17 protein-coding genes and 3 tRNA genes are annotated in these 17,581 nt (G+C 72.3%); 1 reads left to right on the forward strand and 19 read right to left on the reverse strand.

Translation table 11 applies throughout. The features are described 5' to 3' along the window. Positions 1–87 precede the first annotated feature (87 nt). The 13 genes from ABD234_RS04190 to ABD234_RS04250 form a co-directional block, all read right to left on the reverse strand. Positions 88–981 (reverse strand): NmrA/HSCARG family protein, encoded by an 894-nt coding sequence (locus ABD234_RS04190; RefSeq protein WP_344354213.1) that lies wholly within the window; start codon positions 979–981, stop codon positions 88–90. A 103-nt stretch (positions 982–1,084) separates the two neighbouring features. Then, complete coding sequence (locus tag ABD234_RS04195) at positions 1,085–1,510, reverse strand: MarR family winged helix-turn-helix transcriptional regulator (RefSeq protein ID WP_344354215.1); 426 nt, start codon at positions 1,508–1,510, stop codon at positions 1,085–1,087. Between the two features lie 221 nt (positions 1,511–1,731). Further along, positions 1,732–2,553, reverse strand: coding sequence for an exodeoxyribonuclease III (locus ABD234_RS04200; protein WP_344354217.1), 822 nt, complete (start codon positions 2,551–2,553; stop codon positions 1,732–1,734). A 55-nt stretch (positions 2,554–2,608) separates the two neighbouring features. Further along, a complete protein-coding gene (locus ABD234_RS04205) occupies positions 2,609–3,901 on the reverse strand; it encodes an alpha/beta hydrolase family protein (RefSeq protein ID WP_038372814.1) in 1,293 nt (430 codons plus the stop codon). 210 nt (positions 3,902–4,111) lie between these two features. Then, positions 4,112–5,011, reverse strand: coding sequence for a bifunctional methylenetetrahydrofolate dehydrogenase/methenyltetrahydrofolate cyclohydrolase (locus ABD234_RS04210; protein WP_038372813.1), 900 nt, complete (start codon positions 5,009–5,011; stop codon positions 4,112–4,114). A 169-nt stretch (positions 5,012–5,180) separates the two neighbouring features. After that, a complete protein-coding gene (gene glyA / locus ABD234_RS04215; protein WP_038372812.1) occupies positions 5,181–6,449 on the reverse strand; it encodes a serine hydroxymethyltransferase in 1,269 nt (422 codons plus the stop codon). A gap of 87 nt (positions 6,450–6,536) precedes the next feature. Then, positions 6,537–7,673 carry a UDP-N-acetylmuramate dehydrogenase gene (locus tag ABD234_RS04220; RefSeq protein WP_344354221.1) on the reverse strand — a complete coding sequence of 379 codons (1,137 nt, stop codon included), beginning with the start codon at positions 7,671–7,673 and terminating at the stop codon, positions 6,537–6,539. Further along, a complete protein-coding gene (locus ABD234_RS04225; protein ID WP_344354223.1) occupies positions 7,670–8,116 on the reverse strand; it encodes a MaoC/PaaZ C-terminal domain-containing protein in 447 nt (148 codons plus the stop codon). Before ABD234_RS04225 ends, ABD234_RS04220 begins: the two co-directional genes overlap by 4 nt. 71 nt (positions 8,117–8,187) lie before the next feature. Beyond that, positions 8,188–8,637, reverse strand: a complete 450-nt coding sequence (locus tag ABD234_RS04230) for a MaoC family dehydratase (RefSeq protein ID WP_038372807.1) — start codon at positions 8,635–8,637, stop codon at positions 8,188–8,190. 131 nt (positions 8,638–8,768) lie between these two features. Beyond that, entirely contained in the window at positions 8,769–8,939 is a 171-nt protein-coding gene (gene rpmG / locus ABD234_RS04235) for a 50S ribosomal protein L33 (RefSeq protein WP_029360274.1), read from the reverse strand. A 93-nt stretch (positions 8,940–9,032) separates the two neighbouring features. Next, a tRNA-Met gene (locus ABD234_RS04240) sits at positions 9,033–9,109 on the reverse strand. Positions 9,110–9,164: 55 nt separating this feature from the next. After that, positions 9,165–9,237: transfer RNA gene (locus ABD234_RS04245), tRNA-Thr, on the reverse strand. Positions 9,238–9,327: 90 nt separating this feature from the next. Then, positions 9,328–9,409, reverse strand: a tRNA-Tyr gene (locus ABD234_RS04250). Between the two features lie 310 nt (positions 9,410–9,719). Between ABD234_RS04250 and ABD234_RS04255 the strand changes: the two genes are divergently transcribed. Further along, on the forward strand, positions 9,720–10,208 hold the full coding sequence (locus ABD234_RS04255; RefSeq protein WP_344354224.1) for a YajQ family cyclic di-GMP-binding protein: 489 nt from the start codon (positions 9,720–9,722) through the stop codon (positions 10,206–10,208). 209 nt (positions 10,209–10,417) lie between these two features. Here ABD234_RS04255 and ABD234_RS04260 read toward each other — a convergent pair whose 3' ends face one another. The 6 genes from ABD234_RS04260 to ABD234_RS04285 all read right to left on the reverse strand — a co-directional run bounded on the left by ABD234_RS04260 (position 10,418) and on the right by ABD234_RS04285 (position 17,550). Continuing rightward, positions 10,418–10,687, reverse strand: coding sequence for a hypothetical protein (locus ABD234_RS04260; protein ID WP_232226345.1), 270 nt, complete (start codon positions 10,685–10,687; stop codon positions 10,418–10,420). Positions 10,688–10,740: 53 nt separating this feature from the next. Further along, positions 10,741–11,004: a WXG100 family type VII secretion target gene (locus ABD234_RS04265; protein ID WP_344354227.1), complete on the reverse strand. Its 264-nt coding sequence runs from the start codon at positions 11,002–11,004 to the stop codon at positions 10,741–10,743. 284 nt (positions 11,005–11,288) lie between these two features. Continuing rightward, positions 11,289–11,771 carry a DcrB/PsbP domain-containing protein gene (locus ABD234_RS04270; protein WP_344354229.1) on the reverse strand — a complete coding sequence of 161 codons (483 nt, stop codon included), beginning with the start codon at positions 11,769–11,771 and terminating at the stop codon, positions 11,289–11,291. A gap of 116 nt (positions 11,772–11,887) precedes the next feature. Further along, positions 11,888–12,157, reverse strand: a complete 270-nt coding sequence (locus tag ABD234_RS04275; protein ID WP_051486876.1) for a WXG100 family type VII secretion target — start codon at positions 12,155–12,157, stop codon at positions 11,888–11,890. A gap of 158 nt (positions 12,158–12,315) precedes the next feature. Next, the gene (locus ABD234_RS04280; protein WP_344354231.1) at positions 12,316–16,779 is read right to left on the reverse strand and encodes a type VII secretion EssC family protein; all 4,464 of its coding nucleotides are present in this window, start codon (positions 16,777–16,779) and stop codon (positions 12,316–12,318) included. Positions 16,780–16,836: 57 nt separating this feature from the next. After that, positions 16,837–17,550 (reverse strand): FHA domain-containing protein, encoded by a 714-nt coding sequence (locus ABD234_RS04285; protein ID WP_038372802.1) that lies wholly within the window; start codon positions 17,548–17,550, stop codon positions 16,837–16,839. Positions 17,551–17,581: the final 31 nt, after the last annotated feature.

Below are 17,581 nucleotides of genomic sequence, written 5' to 3' on the forward strand. Positions count from 1 at the left end.
CCCTTGACGGGTCAGGAGCAGCGGATCCCTCGGGGTACGGGACGGGACCGGCGGTCCGCCCGCGGCGGCACGGCGGGCAGGATCCGCTCAAGCACGCGCCCGGGAGTCCTCCGGCACGGTCCAGCCGGTGGCACGGATCCACTGGGACAGGTCCCGGACGGACGGCTCGATCTCCCGCACCGCCGCGATGTCCGAGGGGTGCTCGGACGCCTTCGCGAACTCGCGGAACATCACCCGGTCGAGCTCCGTGGGCAGCACGCTCAGGGGCAGGGCCTCGTAGCGAGCCGGGATCCCTGCGTGCGCTCCGAAGGCCGCGGCGATCTGCGCTCCCGTCAGCTCGTCGCCGATGACCTCGACGGCTCCGCCGGGGACGACCACGGTGCCGAGCAGGATCGCGGCGGCGATCCGGCCGATGTCTCGGATGGAGACCAGCTTGAGGGGGACATCCTCCGGCAGCGGCATCCTCACCAGGATCGTGCCGTCCTCCATCGTCGGCGCCATCACGGTCGTGAAGTTCTCCATGAAGCCCGTCGGACGGACCATCGTCGCCCGCAGGCCGGAGCGCCTCAGGTGCTCCTCGATCCGGTGCTTCGAATCATGGTGCGGCACTCCTGTCTCGCGCTCCGCCCCGAAGACGGAGGTGAACACGACGTGCGGCACGCGCGCCGCGACCGCCGCGTCGACGAGGGCGGTGCCGATGCGGACCTCCTCCTCGACCTGCTCGAGGCTGTCGGCCTCCGGGGTCATGAAGGAGAAGGCGTCGACCGCCGCCAGGGCGGCGACCACAGACGCCGGATCCTCGATCCGGACGCCGGCGAGCTCGACGCCGCGAGCCGCCAGCGCCTGCGACCGGTCGGACTCCGGGGAACGGACGAGGGCCCGCACCCGTGCACCTCGCTCCAGGAGCGCGTCGACGACCGCCCCGCCCTGCTGACCCGTCGCGCCGAAGACGGCGATCGTGTCTGTTCCCTGCATACTCATCGCTGCCACCTCTCATTAGTTCATGGCATGAACAACACTAGTTCATGCCGTGAACCATGACGAGGGGGGGTCCCGGGAACTGATCGACGGATCGAGGGAGGCGTCAGGACGACGAGGAGGCCGAGACGCCCGAGGCGTCCACGACCGCGGTGACGGTGCGCTCGAACTCCCGTCGGTCCTCGGGGCCGAGGCCCTCCGCGATGTCGGGCAGGAGCCTGTCGGTCTCGGCGTAGATGGCCTCGGCGAGCACCTTCCCCGTCGCCGTCACGCCGAGCGTGATCGCCCGCCGGTCCTGCTCCGAGGTCGTCCTGCTGACCAGGTCGCGCCGCTCCGTGCGGTCGACGAGCTGGCTCAGCGCGTTCTTGGTCATGCCGAGCGAGGCGGCGAGGTCCGTCATGCGGCGCGGCTCGTCCTTGATCGCGCACAGGAGGGTGGCCTGCGTGGGGGTCAGGTCGTGCTCAGCGCAGATCTGCGCGTACCGACGCTGGATCAGGACCGAGAGCCAGAAGAGCCTGTCGCCGTAGCCCACGCCCGCTTCCTCTCTTCCGGAGCCGAGGTCCCATCCTATCGCCGCGGGCCGACTCGCCCGATCGGTGCGCAGCAGCCAGCGTCGGCCGCCAGCTCGCTCCGCGTCATCCGGAGGCGCGAGGGTCGGTGCGACCACACCTCCGCGTCCACGTCCGGCGACGGCGGGCTGACGCCCTGCCCATCCGTCCGCCAGGTCGCCGGGACGCAGAGCGGTCGAGCTGCTCAGGAGTAGCTGATCACCAGCGGGGCGTGGTCGGACCAGCGGGTGTCGTAGCTCGGGGCGCGGTCGACCTGCGCCGAGGTGGCGCGGGCGGCGAGCTCCGGGGTGGCGATCTCGTAGTCGATCCGCCAGCCGGAGTCGTTGTCGTAGGCCTTCCCGCGCTGGGACCACCAGGTGTAGGGGCCGGGGCCGTCGCCGTGCAGGGTGCGGTGCACGTCCACCCAGCCCAGCTCGCCCATGAGGCGATCGAAGTAGGCCCGCTCCTCGGGGAGGAACCCGGCGGACTTCAGGTTGCCCTTCCAGTTCTTGATGTCCCACTCGCCGTGGGCGATGTTCAGGTCGCCGGTGAGGACCACGTGGCGGCCGTCGGCCCGCAGATCCGCCAGCCGCTCCATCATCACGTCGAGGAAGGCGTACTTGTCGGTCATCGTCTGCGGCTTCTCGACGTTGCCGGAGTGCATGTAGCAGGAGATCACCGTGAGCTCCTTCCCGTCGCCGAAGGGGTCGGCGAGGTCCGCCTCGAGCCAGCGGCCGGTGTGGGCGTCCTCCTCGAGGCCGGGCAGGCCGCGACGGACGGCGTCGAGGTCCACGTCCTCGCGCTCGGTGCGCACCGCGATCGCGACCCCGGCGCGGCCCTTGAGCTGCGAGGCCTCCGCCGCGACGGACCACCCCTCCCCCACCAGGTCGGAGACCAGCTCGTCGGGAGCCCTCACCTCCTGCAGGGTGATGACGTCCGCGGTGGTCGCGGCGATCCACTCGGGCATGCCCTTGCGGGCGGCGGCGCGCAGGCCGTTGACGTTGACTGTGGCGATCGTGAGGCTCATGCGCCCCAGTATTCCAGGGGGCGGGGACACCGCGCGGCCGCGCGCCGGGCCCGCGTCAGAGGATCGCGTCGCGGGGATCCCAGTTCTCCTCGAACCATTCGGCGAGCGCCCCGGTGTCCAGGTAGGTGCCCTCGGCCCGGCTCACGGAGATGTCGGCCGTGTCCACGAGGGCGGCCCCGGGCCCCAGGATGTTCTGCATCGAGGCGCTGTCCTGGAAGGAGGCGGCCACGCCGTCGGGGTCGTGCTCCAGCCGGTGCTCGACGCTCTCCTGGTAGCGCGGGATCGAGTGGTTGTCGCCGAGGTCGTAGGAGATCGTGGGCAGGTCGACCTCGTGACGGTGGGACGGGGTGCCCCACAGGTCGTGCGGGTTGCCGTCCAGGCCGGGCACCACGTCGGGCAGCCCGATCGCCGTCGAGGTGGAGGGGCCCAGGGGCGAGGAGCCCGGCAGCGGGATCGCCACCGGCTCGTGGGCGAAGTTCAGGGTGTTCGTCGTCGGCGGGACGGGGGCCAGCTCGACCGGGCTGCCGACGGTGACCACGTCGGTGATGCGCCATCCCTGCGGTCCTCCGTTGACGCTCGGATCCGCCGCGAGGTTGGAGGCGACGATGCCGCCCTGGGAGTGCCCGGCGAAGACGACCTCGGCGCCGTAGGGGATCCCCGCGGCCTCCATCGCGGCGTGCACCGCCTGCGAGGAGTCGGTCTCGTGCCCCAGCAGCGCGCCCGGGTTCTGGTTCCAGTCCATCGGGTTGCCGTCGAGGTCGATCGGCCCGAGGGTGTTGCTCATCCGACCGTGGGACCCGGGGACGTACACGATGTAGCGCGACTCGCCGTCGGCGCCGAGGATCTCCTGCACCCGGATCGCTGTGGCCTGGTCCGTCTGCGCCCGCGCCACGGTGTCGAGGTTGGCCAGCAGGTCCACGAGGTCGCGGGGCGCGGTGAGGTCCTCCGCATCGGGCCGGGTGATGTGCTCCGGGCCCAGCGGGGCGATGTCGTCGTGCGGGTCGTCGTAGGGTCCCGTCGCCAGCCCCCGGTGGAAGGCGTCGGGGACGCTCCCGCCGCCGATCCGGAGCGCCGCGGACCCGTCGCCCGCCGAGGTCGTCTCCTGCTGCGCGGCCTCGGCGAGCAGCGTGCTGCGCCGGGCACGGCAGAGCCCCGCCGCCGCGGTGACCTGGACCAGGTCGATCAGGGCCTGGTGACGGAAGGCGTCCGCGTCGGGGCCGGTCCAGGCGACCTCCCGCACCGTCGCGCCGAGGCGCTCCCCGAGCGCCTCGAGGCGCTCGGCACCGACGGCGAGGCGCTCGGCGTGCTCGCGCACCTGCTCGACATCCATCCCCAGGAACGTGCTCATCGGGCCTCCCCTGCTCGCGGCGCACGTGGGATCCCTCCACGTCCGAGAGCCACGATAGGTGCCCGGTGCCGCCGGGACCATGGGCAGAAGTCCCCATCGGCCGGCCGGCCCCGCCCCGGCGGGAGCAGCGCCCGGGGCCGGGAGCAGCGCCCGGGCCAGGGGCAGCGCCCGGGCCGGCGTCACCGCCCGGGGCGGGGCCCCGTGCGGGGATCAGGCGGTGCGGTCGATCCCGGCGGCGCGCTCGGCCGCCTCGACGACGTTGGTCATCAGCAGCGCGACGGTCATGGGGCCGACGCCGCCCGGGTTCGGGGACAGCCACCCGGCGACCTCGGCGACGGCCGGGTCGACGTCGCCGTGCACGGCGTACTTCCCGGTCTCGGGGTTCTTCTCCCCGCGGGTGACGCCGACGTCGAGGACGGCGGCGCCGGGCTTGACGTCATCGGGCGTGACGAGGTGCTTCACCCCTGCGGCGGCGATGATCACATCGGCGCGGCGCAGGTGCTCGGACAGGTCGACGGTGCCGGTGTGGGTGAGGGTGACCGTCGCGTTGATCGCGCGCCGGGTCAGCAGCAGCCCGACGGAGCGGCCGATGGTCACGCCGCGACCGACCACGACGACGTGCTTGCCCTTCAGGTCGAGGTCGTGGCGCAGCAGCAGCTCGATCGCGGCGCGCGGCGTGCACGGCAGCGGCGAGGTGATGGGGGCGTTCACGTTCAGCACCAGGCGGCCCAGGTTGGTGGGGTGCAGGCCGTCGGCGTCCTTGTCGGGGTCGATCCGCTCCAGGATCGCGTCGGTGTCCAGGTGCTTCGGCAGCGGCAGCTGGACGATGTAGCCGTGGCAGCTGTCATCGGCGTTGAGACGGTCGATGACCTCCTCGACGTCCGCCTGGGTGGCGTCCCCCGGCAGCTCGATCTGGATGGAGTTCATGCCGATGGACTCCGAGCGGCGGTGCTTCATGCCCACGTACAGCTTCGAGCCGGGATCCTCGCCCACCAGCACGGTGGCGATGCCGGGGGTGATGCCGCGCTCGCGCAGCGCGGCGACGCGCTCGGCGAGCTCCTGGGTGATGGCCTTCGCGGTGGCCTTGCCGTCGAGGATGGAGGCGGTCATGGCAGTCCTTTCCGGGGTGCCCCGTGCCGTGCGGCGACGCCCGGGGCCTGTCGACGAGATGGCCGATGCGGCCGAGGGGGCGGGACGCGCGCGGGCCCGGCGGAGGGCCGGGCCCGCGCGCGGCGAGCCGGGTGGGGCGGGAGGGCCCCGGTCGGCTCAGAACTGCTGCTCAGTACTGCTGCAGATCGGCGTACAGCGGCTTCGCGTCGGCGAGGGCGGCGGTGCGCTTGCGCAGGGACTCGAGGTCCGCGCCGCCGGTCAGCGCCAGGGCGATCACGTCGGCGATCTCGGTGAACTCCTCGTCGCCGAAGCCGCGGGTCGCCAGCGCCGGGGTGCCGATGCGCAGGCCGGAGGTCACGCGCGGCGGGCGCGGGTCGTTGGGGACCGCGTTGCGGTTCACGGTGATGCCGACCTCGTGGAGGATGTCCTCGGCCTGCTGGCCGTCGAGCTTCGACTCGACCAGGTCCACGAGCACCAGGTGGACGTCGGTGCCGCCGGAGGCGACCTTGACGCCGGACTCGCGGGCGTCGGCGGCCTGCAGGCGCTCGGCGAGGATGCGGGCGCCGTCCAGGGTGCGCTGCTGGCGGGCCTTGAAGTCCTCGGTGCCGGCGACCTTGAGGGCCACGGCCTTGGCGGCGATCACGTGCATGAGCGGGCCGCCCTGCTGGCCCGGGAACACGGCCGAGTCGATCTTCTTGGCCCACTCCTCCTTCGCCAGGATCAGGCCCGAGCGGGGACCGGCGAGGGTCTTGTGCACCGTGGTGGAGACGACGTCCGCGTGGGGGACGGGGCTGGGGTGCAGGCCCGCCGCGACGAGGCCCGCGAAGTGCGCCATGTCGACCCACAGCAGCGCGCCGACCTCGTCGGCGATGCTGCGGAACGCCGCGAAGTCCAGGTGACGGGGGTAGGCGGACCAGCCGGCGACGATCACCTTCGGCTTGGCCTCGAGGGCGAGGGCGCGCACCGCATCCATGTCGACGCGGCCCGTGGCCGGGTCCACCTCGTAGGCGGCGATGTCGTACAGGCGGCCGGAGAAGTTGATCTTCATGCCGTGCGTGAGGTGGCCGCCGTGGGCGAGGGACAGGCCCATGAGGGTGTCGCCCGGGCGGGCCAGGGCGTGCATCACCGCGGCGTTCGCGGTGGCGCCCGAGTGCGGCTGGACGTTGGCGTGCTCGGCGCCGAACAGCTCCTTGGCGCGGTCGATCGCGATCTGCTCGGCGACGTCGACCTCCTCGCAGCCGCCGTAGTAGCGCTTGCCGGGGTATCCCTCGGCGTACTTGTTCGTGAGCACCGAGCCCTGCGCCTGCAGGACGGCCCGCGGCACGAAGTTCTCCGAGGCGATCATCTCCAGCGTGCGCTGCTGGCGGGCGAGCTCCGCGTCCAGGACGCGGGCGATGTCCGGATCGAGATCGGCGATGGACTGGTCGGTGACGTTCACGGGGCCTCCTGTGAGGGGACGATGCAGCGGGCCGGAGGACGGCCGGACCCATCCTAGGTCGGGGGGGTCGGGCGTCGAGGTCGGTGGTCAGATGTCGATCCCGAGCCGGACGGGCTCCGGCTCGAGGCGGATGCCGAAGGCGGACTGCACGCCGTCGCGGACGGTCCGGGCCAGCTCGGCCAGGTCCTCGCTGGTGGCCCCGCCGCGGTTGGTCAGGGCCAGCGAATGCTTGGTCGACAGCGAGGCCCGCGGGCCCACGGCGAAGCCGCGGTCGAAGCCGGCGTGGCTGATCAGCCACGCCGCGCTGGTCTTGACCCGCCCCTGGCCTGCGGCGTAGCGCGGCGCGTCCGCCGGGAGCGCCGCCGCCTGCTCGGCGCCGAGGATCGGGTTGGTGAAGAAGCTGCCGGCGCTCCAGGTGTCGTGGTCCTCGGCGTCCAGGACCATGCCCTTGCCGCCGCGGATGGCGAGGACCTGCTCGCGCACCTGCTGCATCGGCGCGCGCTCCCCCGCGGCGACCCCGAGGCGCTGCGCGAGCTCCCCGTAGCGGATCGGGGCCGAGAGGCTGCCCAGCCGGTGCTGGAAGGTGACCGAGAGCACCACGTAGCGCCCCGTCGCCGAGGGCACGGGCCCCTCGTAGGGGGTGCGCTTGAACAGGGAGTCGCGGTAGGCGAAGCCGCAGTCCGCGGCGTAGAACGTGCGCACGGCGCGATCGTGGCGGTCCCAGGTGCGCACCCGGGTGATGGTCTGGGAGACCTCCTGCCCGTAGGCGCCGACGTTCTGGATGGGCGTGGCGCCGACGGTCCCGGGGATGCCGGAGAGGGCCTCGATGCCGATCATGCCGCGGGCGACGGCGTAGGCGACCGCGTCGTCCCAGCTCGTCCCGGCGAAATGCTCGATGGTGGCCCCGCCGCAGGTCGCCTCCAGCGGGGTGATCTCGGCCGGGTCGGCGGGGATGCCGTCGGGCTCCCCCGCCGCGGGGATCTCGCAGCTCGCATCGAGCAGCGGCGGGCTCCCGGGGTCGCGGACCAGCACGACGGTCCCCTCGAACGGGGCGTCCGAGGCCACGAGGTTGGAGCCGCCGCCGAGGACGAGCAGGCTCTCGCCGCGCTCGTCGGCGCCCGCGACCGCGGCGATTAGCTCGTCCTGCGTGCGCGCCTCGATCAGGGTGCGGATGCTGCCGCCGATGCGCAGCGTGGTGAGATCGGCCAGGCGCGCGGTGCTCACGCGGATCGCTCGTCGATCTGCACGCTCACCCGGGCGCGCCCCAGCACGGCGGTGCCGTCGACGCTCGCCTCGAGGCTGAGCTGGACGGTTCCCGCCTCCGGATCGATCTTCCCGACCACGGCGCGCACCGCGAGGGTGACGGATCCGGTCGCGGGCACCTCGAGGGGGGCGGAGAAGCGGGTCGAGCAGGCGGTGATCCGTGCCCCCTCGCCCAGCGCGTCCGCGACGACGTTCACGGCGGTGCCCATGGTGAGCATGCCGTGCGCGATGACACCGGGCAGGCCCGCCTCGCGGGCGGCGGTGTCGTTGTAGTGGATGGGGTTGAAGTCGCCCGAGGCGCCGGCGTAGCGCACGAGGCTGTCCCGGCTGATCTCGCAGGCGCCGGCCGCGAACTCCTGGCCGGTCTCGAGCTGGTCGAGGGTGAGGGGGGTGGTCGTCGTCATGGCTGCGGTGCGATCCTCTCGCGGGGTCGGCCGAAGGGCCGAGGGGCTCTGCGGGCTGGGGACGGGTGCGCTCACTCGCCGCGCACGACGAGCATGCTGCGCACGACGGCGACGGGGTCCCCGGCCTCGTCCGCCACGTCCACGCGGGTGGTGACCATGGTGTGGCCGCCGGCGGAGCGGACGCGCTCGACGGTGAGCGTGGGCACCAGGCGGTCCCCTGCCACGACGGGGCGGGCCAGCTCGAAGGACTCCTCGCCGTGGACGACGCGGGTGAAGTCGATCCCGGCGGCCGGGTCCTCGATGTACTGGGCTTCGGTGGCCTGGGCGAGGGAGACGAGGAAGGTCGGCGTGGCCACGACGCCCCGATGGCCGGCTGCGGCGGCGGCCTCGGGATCCGTGTGGATCGCGCTGGCGGCGCCGGTCGCGCGGGCGAACTCGGCGATCTTCGCGCCCGAGACGACGTGGACGGGGCCGGCCGGGTACGTGCGGCCGGCGAAGGAGGGATCCGGTGCGGATGCCATGGCAGTCTCCTCGGAGCGGACGCCCCCGCGTGCACGGGTCGCGTCAGAGAACGGGATTCACAGGGTCAGGAATGCGAGAAGGCCACACGGGAACCTGTCCCGGGTGGCCTCCACAATGCGATACCGCGTTCTCAGCGGGTCTCGCGATGCGCCGTCTGCTTGCCGCAGGTCGGGCAGAACTTGGACAGCTCCAGCCGATCAGGGGTATTGCGACGGTTCTTCTTGGTGATGTAGTTGCGCGCCTTGCAATCAACACACGCCATGGTGATCTTGGGACGCACGTCAGAGCTCTTGCTCGCCACGGCTGGCCTCTTTCCTCTGGGGCGCGCCTGCCGACGTGCCTCGTGGGTCCCCATGCTGGGGGGTGTGAACATGCACTCCGGCCGGAACCGGTGTGGTACCGAGGGCGGGGATCGAACCCGCGACCTCACGATTATGAGTCGTGCGCTCTAACCGTCTGAGCTACCCCGGCCTGACGGATCGAGCGGCCCGGTCTCGGAATGAGACCGGGCCGCCGCATCCATCAGAGCCCTGAAAGGGAATCGAACCCTTGACCTTCTCCTTACCATGGAGATGCTCTGCCGACTGAGCTATCAGGGCAAGCCCCGAGAACTTTACCTTCGTCCTGCCTCTCGTGCAAAACTCGGATCCGTTCCGGTGCCTGGGATCACATCTCTGCAATCCTCGGCGTGGCAGGTGAGGGATTCGAACCCCCGTAGGCATAGCCAGCTGATTTACAGTCAGCCCCCTTTGGCCACTCGGGTAACCTGCCAGGTCTGGACCGCCCGTGGCTTCCGTTGTCTCTCGGAGCCCCTCATGCGGACCTCAGCAAGCATACGGGTGATCGGTCCCGAGCGCGAACCGGAAGGGCCTCATCGGCCCATGAGGCTGATCACAGGCCCCCGAGGTGCGCCGGGAGCCTCCCGACTGCTAGGGCGGATCGGGCGCGGATGCCCCCGGCCACGAGGCCCCGCTCTCCGAGCCTCCGGCCCCCTCCCGATACCCTGGGGGCGTCGCGCGGGCGCCCGCGCGACGTCCGGATGCGGCGCCGCCGGCGCCCAGCAGCGAAAGGTGAGGTGGACATGGCCGACTCCTCGTTCGACATCGTCAGCAAGCTCGACCGCCAGGAGGTCGACAACGCCGTGAACCAGGCGGTCAAGGAGGTCGGGCAGCGCTACGACTTCCGCGGCACGGATGCGTCCCTCAAGCTCTCCGGCGACGAGATCGTCATGAGCGCCAATGCGGAGGAGCGGGTGATGGCGGTCCTGGACGTGCTCCAGACCAAGCTCCTGCGCCGCGGGATCTCCCTCAAGGCGATCGAGGTCGGCGAGCCGAAGCAGTCCGGCAAGGAGGTCCGCCTGGTGGCGACCCTCAAGGAGGGGATCGCCACCGACGAGGCCAAGAAGATCTCCAAGCTCATCCGCGACGAGGGACCCAAGGGCGTCAAGGCCCAGATCCAGGGCGACGAGCTGCGCGTGAGCTCCAAGAGCCGCGACGACCTCCAGGCCGTGATCGCCCTGCTCAAGGGCAAGGACCTCGACGTCGCGCTGCAGTTCATCAACTACCGCTGACGTCCCCCGACGTCCGCCGACGGTCCCCGGCCGCCGCGGGAACCGGACGCCGGGGCGCCCGGGACGCCCCGAGGCCCGGGGCGCGCCGGGCAGGGATCCGGCGGGCCCCCTCCCGTCCCGGGCGGCGGACCTGCCGGGACGACGACGAGCCCCACGCCGCAGATGCGGCGTGGGGCTCGTGCGCGAGAGCGGGCCTCGCGGCCCGGCGCTCACTGGCCGTTGGAGGCGGTGTCCTGCTCCTCGGCGTCGACGCGCAGCTCCTCGGCCTTGGCCGAGATGGCCTCGACGAGGCCCGCCACGGGACCGGAGACGAAGGAGTTCCAGTCCGAGGTGTACTGGTCGTAGTCGGGGCCGATCCACTCGACCGAGGTCACCACGGAGGTGACCGAGTCGATGATGTCGAGGATCTCGCTGCCGGTGGTGTCGATGAAGGTCGCGACCTCGAGGCCGGCCTCGGTGTCCATTCCCTTGAAAGCCATGGTGTTCTCCTGGAGTCAGATCTGTGCGAAGAGGTGGGGAGCCCGGACGGGCCTCACTGGGAGGAGGTGTCGGTCTGCTGCTGGGCGTTCTGGATGGCGCGGTCGGAGAAGTCCTGGGCGCCCTGCACGACCTGCTGCACGAGCTGGCCGATCTGATCGGCGAACTCGCCGCGGTAGCGGTCGGCGTCCTCGCCGGTCCAGTCGAGCTCCTGGATGCGCGCGTTGGCCCCGTCGAACTTGCCGCGCACGTTCTCGCCGGCGGTGCTGATCTGCGTGGCCATCTGCTGGACGGCCGCCGGGTTCATACCCTTCTTCATGATTTCCCCTTCGTGGTGATGTCACTTCGGTCCACCTGGTGCGTGGCCCGCCGCGGACCTTCCCGCGCCCCTCGGAACCTTGCCCCCGAGGTGATGCCTCAACACTAGGACGCCGCTCCACGCCGCACCATGGGGAGAAGTCCCCATCACTCCTCCCCACACAGAAGTGCAGGTCAGAGCACATTTCGGGGGGATCGGCCATCCACAGGGCCGTCTGCGGGCCCGGGATGCGGAACGGCCGCGCCCCGAGGGGGCACGGCCGTCGGCACGCGGAGATGCGCGGGTCAGTCGATCTCGATCGCCACGGAGTCCTGGATCGCGCGCAGCTGCTCGATCTCGGCGTCGGCGGAATCCGCCCCGCAGCTGCCCACCAGCTCGATCACGTCCACGGCGCTCTCCCCGCGCGGGATCACCGCATAGCGCGCGGCCTGGACCACGGTGGGCCGGCCCGGCTGCGTGTAGCCGTACTCGCTGGCCACCCAGGTGCGCCCGCCGACCTCGATCTGCCCGGTGCCGAGCTCCTCGAGCTCGGGCAGCTCCGCCTTGCGCTGGGCGAGCCCCGCCTCGGCCTGCGCGATACCGAACCCGGGCGCGAAGCGCTGCACGGTGACGACCACGTTGGCGCGGAAGCGGCCCTCCACGCGCGGCTGCGCGACGGCGATCTGGACCCCGGGCACGATCAGCGGCTCCCAGTGGTCCGGGACGTCCAGGCGGATGCGAGGATTCCCCGGGAACGCCGCACTGGGGTACGTGTACTGCTGGGGCATGGAGAATCTCCGTTCGTCCTCGCTGGCGCTGACAATCTACCAGGGCCGACGCAGCCCGCAGCGGGATGTCCCTGCTGCGGGCTGCGTCGGCCCTGACCGGCGGAGCCGGGTGGTGATCAGTTCGCGGAGGTGTCCGACTGCTCGTCGGCGTTGCGGTCCGCGGTGTCGCCGAGCTCGGAGACGGACTGCATGATCTGCTGGAGGGCCGGGACCATCTCCCCGGACCACTGGCCGCGGAACTGATCCGCATCGGGTCCGGTCCAGTCGACGGCCTCCAGCCCGCTGGTGAGCTCGCGCTCGATGGTGCCGATCTCCTCCGCGGCCTCGCGCAGCTGCGAGGCCATCTGGCGGACCTCCTCGACGATCATGCCCTTGTTCGTGTTCATTCCCAGACCCCTTCTGCGTCCGACGGATCGCGGTGCGCCGGGCCGCGCCCCGTCACGGGGCGCCGCTCCTGCTCGACAGTGCCACTGTAGGCAGGAGCGGGGGCGGGGACCATGGGGAGGAGTACCCATGTGGACAACCCCGGCCCCCGGCGGGCGGGCTACTCGGTCTTCTGGGCCACCTGCAGCTTGACCGCGCGGCCGCCGTGCACGAGGAATCCGCGGCCGGGCGGGAATTCCGCACGGCGGATCCGCCCCAGGGGCGTGCCCAGCAGCATGTCTCCGTCGGTCTCCCCCGGCTGCAGCAGCAGTCCGCGCCGCCCGGCCTTGAAGGGCTGGGCGAGCACGTACGCCTGGGACCAGGAGGCCGATTCGTTCTCGCCCACCACGAACTGGCCCTCACGGGTGCAGGCGCGGATCAGCTTGTCCAGGTCCGCCTCGACGCCGCTGCCGGTGAAGTCGGCGACCCCGTCGATGAACAGGGCCAGCCGGCCCTCGCCGACCGCCCCGGACTCGACCGTCCCGCGCAGCTGGGCGGCGAGATCCTTGACGGTCTCCGGGTCGGAGGCCTCCACGTCCCAGATCGGCAGGCCGGTCAGGGGGGTGCGCCGGGCCGAGAAGCGGACCCGCCGCATCGGCGAGTCCATCGCCGAGAGCGAGGTGGCGATGGTGAGCATGGCGGTGGTGCGCCCCGAGGACATCGGGCCCGTGACCATGAACGCCCCGCGCGGCTCGAAGGTGACCTCCGCGAGGGTCTCGTCGCCCACGCCGAGGACGGGACGGCCGCCGACGACCGGGCGCAGCCGCGAGAGCTCGACCCGCTCGGGAAGACGCTCGATGGCCGGCGCCTCCGGCACCCCGGCCCGGCGCATCGCCTTGGCCAGCTCGGCCACCTCCCGGGACTGGATCGCCACGTTGGAGTCCCCGCCGTGCACGGCGATCTGGACCTCGTGGCCGTCGAGGATCGCCCGCCCGGGCGGCGAGGCGGCGTCGAGGATGTCCTTGTCCACGCCGAAGGCGCCGTAGTCGTCGGCCGAGGCCATCCGGTGGATCAGCCGGCGCTGGATGGAGGATCCCAGCGAGGTGGGGATGGCGTTGGGGCGGTCGCCGGTGACGATCACGTGCACGCCGACCTGGCGGCCGTCGGTCGCGATCTGCACGAAGGTCGTGAACCACTTCGAGAGGTTGGAGAAGTCGTAGGCCTCGCGGAAGGAGGCCATGCCGTCCACGAGCAGCAGGATGCGCGGGGTCTCGGGCCTGCCCGCGAGCTCCCGGTACTCGGCGACGCTGCCGGCCCGGACCTCCGAGAAGCTGCGCGAGCGCTCGTCGACGATGCCGCGCACGGTCCGCAGCAGGCGGATCACGCGCTCCTCGTCGTCCCCGGAGATGATCGAGCCCACGTGCGGGAGCTCCTCGAGCATCGACAGGCCGGAGGCCCCGAAGTCCAGGCCGTACACCTGGACGGGCCCGCCGCGCACGGTCGATGCCGCCGAGATCGCGATGGTGCGCAGGGTCGTCGACTTGCCGGAGCCGCCGGTGCCGTAGATCGCCATGTTCCCGTCGCGGTCGGGCAGGTAGGAGACGGTCGGCTGGGCCTGGTCCTCGGGCACGTCCATGACCCCGATGAGGAGGTCCTCGTCGGTGCGGCGCGAGGGCAGGCGCGAGAGGTCGTAGGCCTGCGCCAGCTCGGACAGCCAGGGCTTGCGCGGCGCGGGGACCCCGGCCTCCTGGGCGGCGGCCCGGATGGTGCGGACCATCCGGGAGATGTCGTTGGGGCCGGGGTCGGTGACCGCGGCCGTCGGCGGCGCGGGGATGTCCCACTGCTCGCCGGTGCCGAAGTCCTTCTCGACGATGTCGATGCGGGCGCGCTCGGGCTCGTGCGTGGTCCAGCCTCCGGCGTACCCGGTCTGGAAGGTGGCGATGCGCCCCGGCCCGGTCTTCGCGGCGGCGCGCCCGGGGATGCCGGGGTCGAAGTGGGCGGCCATCACGTCGCCCAGGATGTCCTTGGAGTCGGCCTCGTCGGCCATGCGCAGCGCGATGCGCAGGTTGGTGTTGGCGCGCAGGTTGTCCTTGATGACGCCGGCGGGACGCTGCGTGGCCAGGATCAGGTGCAGGCCCAGCGAGCGGCCGCGGGCGGCGACGTCCACGACGCCGTCGACGAACTCGGGGATCTCCTTGGCCAGGGCCGCGAACTCGTCGACGATGATGATCAGGCTCGGCGGGGCCTCCGGGTCGCCGGTGCGCTCGAGGGAGACGAGGTCCTTGGCCTTCTTCCGGTTCAGCAGGTGCTCGCGGTAGTGCAGCTCGGCCCGCAGCGAGGTGAGCGCGCGGCGCACCAGATGCGGGGACAGGTCGGTGACCAGGCCCACCGCGTGCGGGAGGGTGACCGCGTCGGCGAAGGCGGCGCCGCCCTTGTAGTCCACGAACAGGAAGGTCACCCGGTCGGGGCTGTGCGCGGTGGCCATGCCCATCACCCAGGCCTGCAGGAACTCGGACTTGCCGGCGCCGGTGGTGCCGCCGACCAGAGCGTGGGGGCCCTGGGTGCGCAGGTCCAGGTGGAAGGTGTCCTGCCCGTTGTGGCCGATGAGCCCGCGCAGGTCCGCATCGTGCTTGCGCCGCACCGGCTCGGAGCCGTCGCGCGGGGTCAGGGAGCTGTTCTCCTTCCAGCGCTCGATCACCGCACCGGGCTGCTCGGCCATGGCCATGCCCGAGAGCTTGAGGTACGAGATCGCGCGCGGGAGGTCGGAGTCGTCGTCCACGGGCACGCCCGCGTCGATCACCGGCGACAGGTGCCGGGCGACCCCGGCGGCGACCTCGACCGAGACGGTCTCCACCGACACCGGGTAGAACTGCTCGCCCAGGCGCACGTGGCCGGCGCCGGCGCCCTCGACGGCCTCCTCCACGGCGATGTAGGTGCGGCAGGCGGCCGGCAGGGCCAGGACGTTGGCCGCGCACCAGATGACGTGCACGCCCACGTCGGGCCCCCGCTCGGCCACGCGCACCAGGCGGGCCCGGTCCACCGGGGCGTCGTCCTCGATGATCACCACCAGGGAGGGGGTCTGCGGCTCCGGCGGGACCGGCGGCTCCTGGGTGACGTCCGGGCTCATCGGGGTGCGCAGGGAGGCGGGCGCGCCGCCGCCGCGCTGCTCGATGAGCTCCTCGATCCGCGAGAGCAGCGAGGAGCCGCGGCCGGGGGTGTCGGCCAGATGGTCGCCGGGCAGCGGGGAGTGCGGGCTGGAGGTGTGCGGCAGCCACTTCAGCCAGTGCCATGACTCCCGCGAGGAGCGGGAGGTGATCGCCGCGATCGCGACATCGGCCGGCGAGTGCAGGCCGAACAGCTGGGTGACGATGCCGCGGGCGACGCCGTCGGCCTCCTCGCCGCTGCCGGCCACGCCGATGTTCCCGGCGTAGCGCAGCTCGGCGACGATCGGCACGCCGGCGAGGGTGCGGTACTCCTCGTGGAGATCCTCGAGCTGGTCCCAGTACTTCGGGATGGCGTCGTTCTCCCCCGGCATGTCGATGCCGACCCTGGACTCCGCGATCCCGATGCCCAGGCGCACCGAGGCGAACTGGTGGTGCTCGGGGCGGTGCGTCCACAGCAGCCGGCCCAGCCGGAAGGCCGCGTCGACGGTCGCGGCCGCCGCAGGGTTCTCCGCCAGGCGCACGGACCTCTCCACGTCCTGCGCCTCGGTGATGCGGCGGCGCAGCGAGGCCAGGCCCTCCTCGAAGTTCTTGATCTGCCGCTCGAGCTGGCGCTTGTTCTGCAGGCGCCGGTTGAGATACGCGGCGGTCGCCATCATCGGCATCATGAAGACGAACATCAGCGAGAACGGGCTGCCGGTCATCGCGAACATGAAGCCGCCCATGATCAGCGGCGCGAACATCAGGAAGACCGGGAACGCCTGGGGCTGGGGCTCCTTGGGCGGGGTGGGCGCCTTGAGCGGCCGATAGGGGAAGCGGGGCACCACGCGGGGCGCCCGGTTGAACTCGACCACCGGCGAGCTGGGGGCGGTCCCGCCCATCCGCTGCAGGGACACGATCGCGAAGGTCGTCCCGCCGATCAGCACCGTGTCGGCCGGGCCGATGGCCGCGCGCTGGACCCGCTCCCCGCCGATGACCACGCCGTTGGAGGACTGCAGGTCCACGATCTCGACGGTCTCGGCGACGTTGATGCGGGCATGGCGCTTGGAGAGCATCGGGTCGGCGATCCGGATGTCCACATCGCCCTCGCGGCCCACCACGCTGGACCCGCTGGGCAGCGGGAACTCGCGACCGGTCTCGGGCCCGGACAGGACGCGCAGCAGCGCCACCGCCGCGCCGCGGGACTCGGCCCGGGTCTCGTACTCGGAGCTGGAGCGGGCGATGGAGACGACGCTGCCGGAGCGCAGCCCCGCCTGGATCAGGTCGACGGTGCGGTCCAGGGACCGCACCCCGCCGGCTCCGGGCCCCGCGCCGGGGTCCTGGACCTGCAGGGTCAGCCCCTCGGGGAACTCGGCGCCCGCCCGGAGGGGGTCCGCGCGGTAGAGCGCCTCGGCGACGTCGGCCACCGTCGCGGTGGCATCGGCCGTAACCTCGAGGTCGGTGAGGCGGTCCTCGGGGCGGCGCAGGGTGAGCTTGATGCGCATGGGGGCAGGTCAGTCCTCGTCCGTGGGGTGGGTCGCGGCGTGCGCGGCGGCCGGCGGTCAGTCCTCGTCGACGTCCGCCGGGGCCCGGTCCAGCAGGGGCAGGTCCTCCGCCGTGACCAGGCGGGAGAAGACGGCGTGCTCGACCAGGCGGGCGCGCCGGTTGCTGGCGAGCTTGCCGGGCCCGCCCCGCAGGCCCCGCACCCCGAGCCGGTCGAGCTTGTCGCAGACGTTGTCGAGCTTGCGGTTGAACTTGGTGCGCTGCCAGCCGAGGCGGTCCGCGGCCTGCGCGGACGTCGGCACGGCGCTCATGCCGGTCCCGTCGCGCGTGAGCATCGGCTCGGCCAGCGCCAGGATCAGCAGCTTCTGGCTCTCGGTGAGGGCGACCGAGCCGACGGTCGTCTCCCCCACCGGATCGTTCGCGCTGAGTGTCCGCTCGAACTCGGGCGACTCCGCGTGCACGGACAGCTCGTAGGTGGTGGGGCCGGCGGTGAAGACGACCTTCGTCTCGTCGAAGACGAGCGGGAGGCGGGCTCCGGGCGCGAGCCATGCCTGCATCGACCCGGTGCCGTCGGTGACGGTCGCCGACAGCCGCGAGCCGATGTTCACCAGCCACCACAGCGCGTCGACCTGCACGATCGAGAGGAACTTCCGGTGCAGGAAGGGGTTGTCCTCGTCGACGCTCAGATCGGCCTCGCGGCCGATGGTCAGCTCGTCGCCCTCCCCGACCCGGAACCATTCACCGCAGTACTCGACGGAGATCGTCGATGCCATGCTCCTCGCCTCCTTCTGCGCGCCCCGTGGG

Origin of the sequence: Brachybacterium phenoliresistens (assembly GCF_039530785.1) — a bacterium.
Lineage (GTDB): Bacteria > Actinomycetota > Actinomycetes > Actinomycetales > Dermabacteraceae > Brachybacterium > Brachybacterium phenoliresistens.

Coding starts and splice junctions, on each gene's coding strand:
- ABD234_RS04190 (WP_344354213.1), bottom strand. CDS start 981: ATGAGTATGCAGGGAACAGACACGATCGCCGTCTTCGGCGCGACGGGT.
- ABD234_RS04200 (WP_344354217.1), bottom strand. CDS start 2,553: ATGAGCCTCACGATCGCCACAGTCAACGTCAACGGCCTGCGCGCCGCC.
- ABD234_RS04205 (WP_038372814.1), bottom strand. CDS start 3,901: ATGAGCACGTTCCTGGGGATGGATGTCGAGCAGGTGCGCGAGCACGCC.
- ABD234_RS04210 (WP_038372813.1), bottom strand. CDS start 5,011: ATGACCGCCTCCATCCTCGACGGCAAGGCCACCGCGAAGGCCATCACC.
- ABD234_RS04225 (WP_344354223.1), bottom strand. CDS start 8,116: ATGACGACGACCACCCCCCTCACCCTCGACCAGCTCGAGACCGGCCAG.
- ABD234_RS04230 (WP_038372807.1), bottom strand. CDS start 8,637: ATGGCATCCGCACCGGATCCCTCCTTCGCCGGCCGCACGTACCCGGCC.
- ABD234_RS04255 (WP_344354224.1), top strand. CDS start 9,720: ATGGCCGACTCCTCGTTCGACATCGTCAGCAAGCTCGACCGCCAGGAG.
- ABD234_RS04260 (WP_232226345.1), bottom strand. CDS start 10,687: ATGGCTTTCAAGGGAATGGACACCGAGGCCGGCCTCGAGGTCGCGACC.
- ABD234_RS04265 (WP_344354227.1), bottom strand. CDS start 11,004: ATGAAGAAGGGTATGAACCCGGCGGCCGTCCAGCAGATGGCCACGCAG.
- ABD234_RS04270 (WP_344354229.1), bottom strand. CDS start 11,771: ATGCCCCAGCAGTACACGTACCCCAGTGCGGCGTTCCCGGGGAATCCT.
- ABD234_RS04275 (WP_051486876.1), bottom strand. CDS start 12,157: ATGAACACGAACAAGGGCATGATCGTCGAGGAGGTCCGCCAGATGGCC.
- ABD234_RS04280 (WP_344354231.1), bottom strand. CDS start 16,779: ATGCGCATCAAGCTCACCCTGCGCCGCCCCGAGGACCGCCTCACCGAC.
- ABD234_RS04285 (WP_038372802.1), bottom strand. CDS start 17,550: ATGGCATCGACGATCTCCGTCGAGTACTGCGGTGAATGGTTCCGGGTC.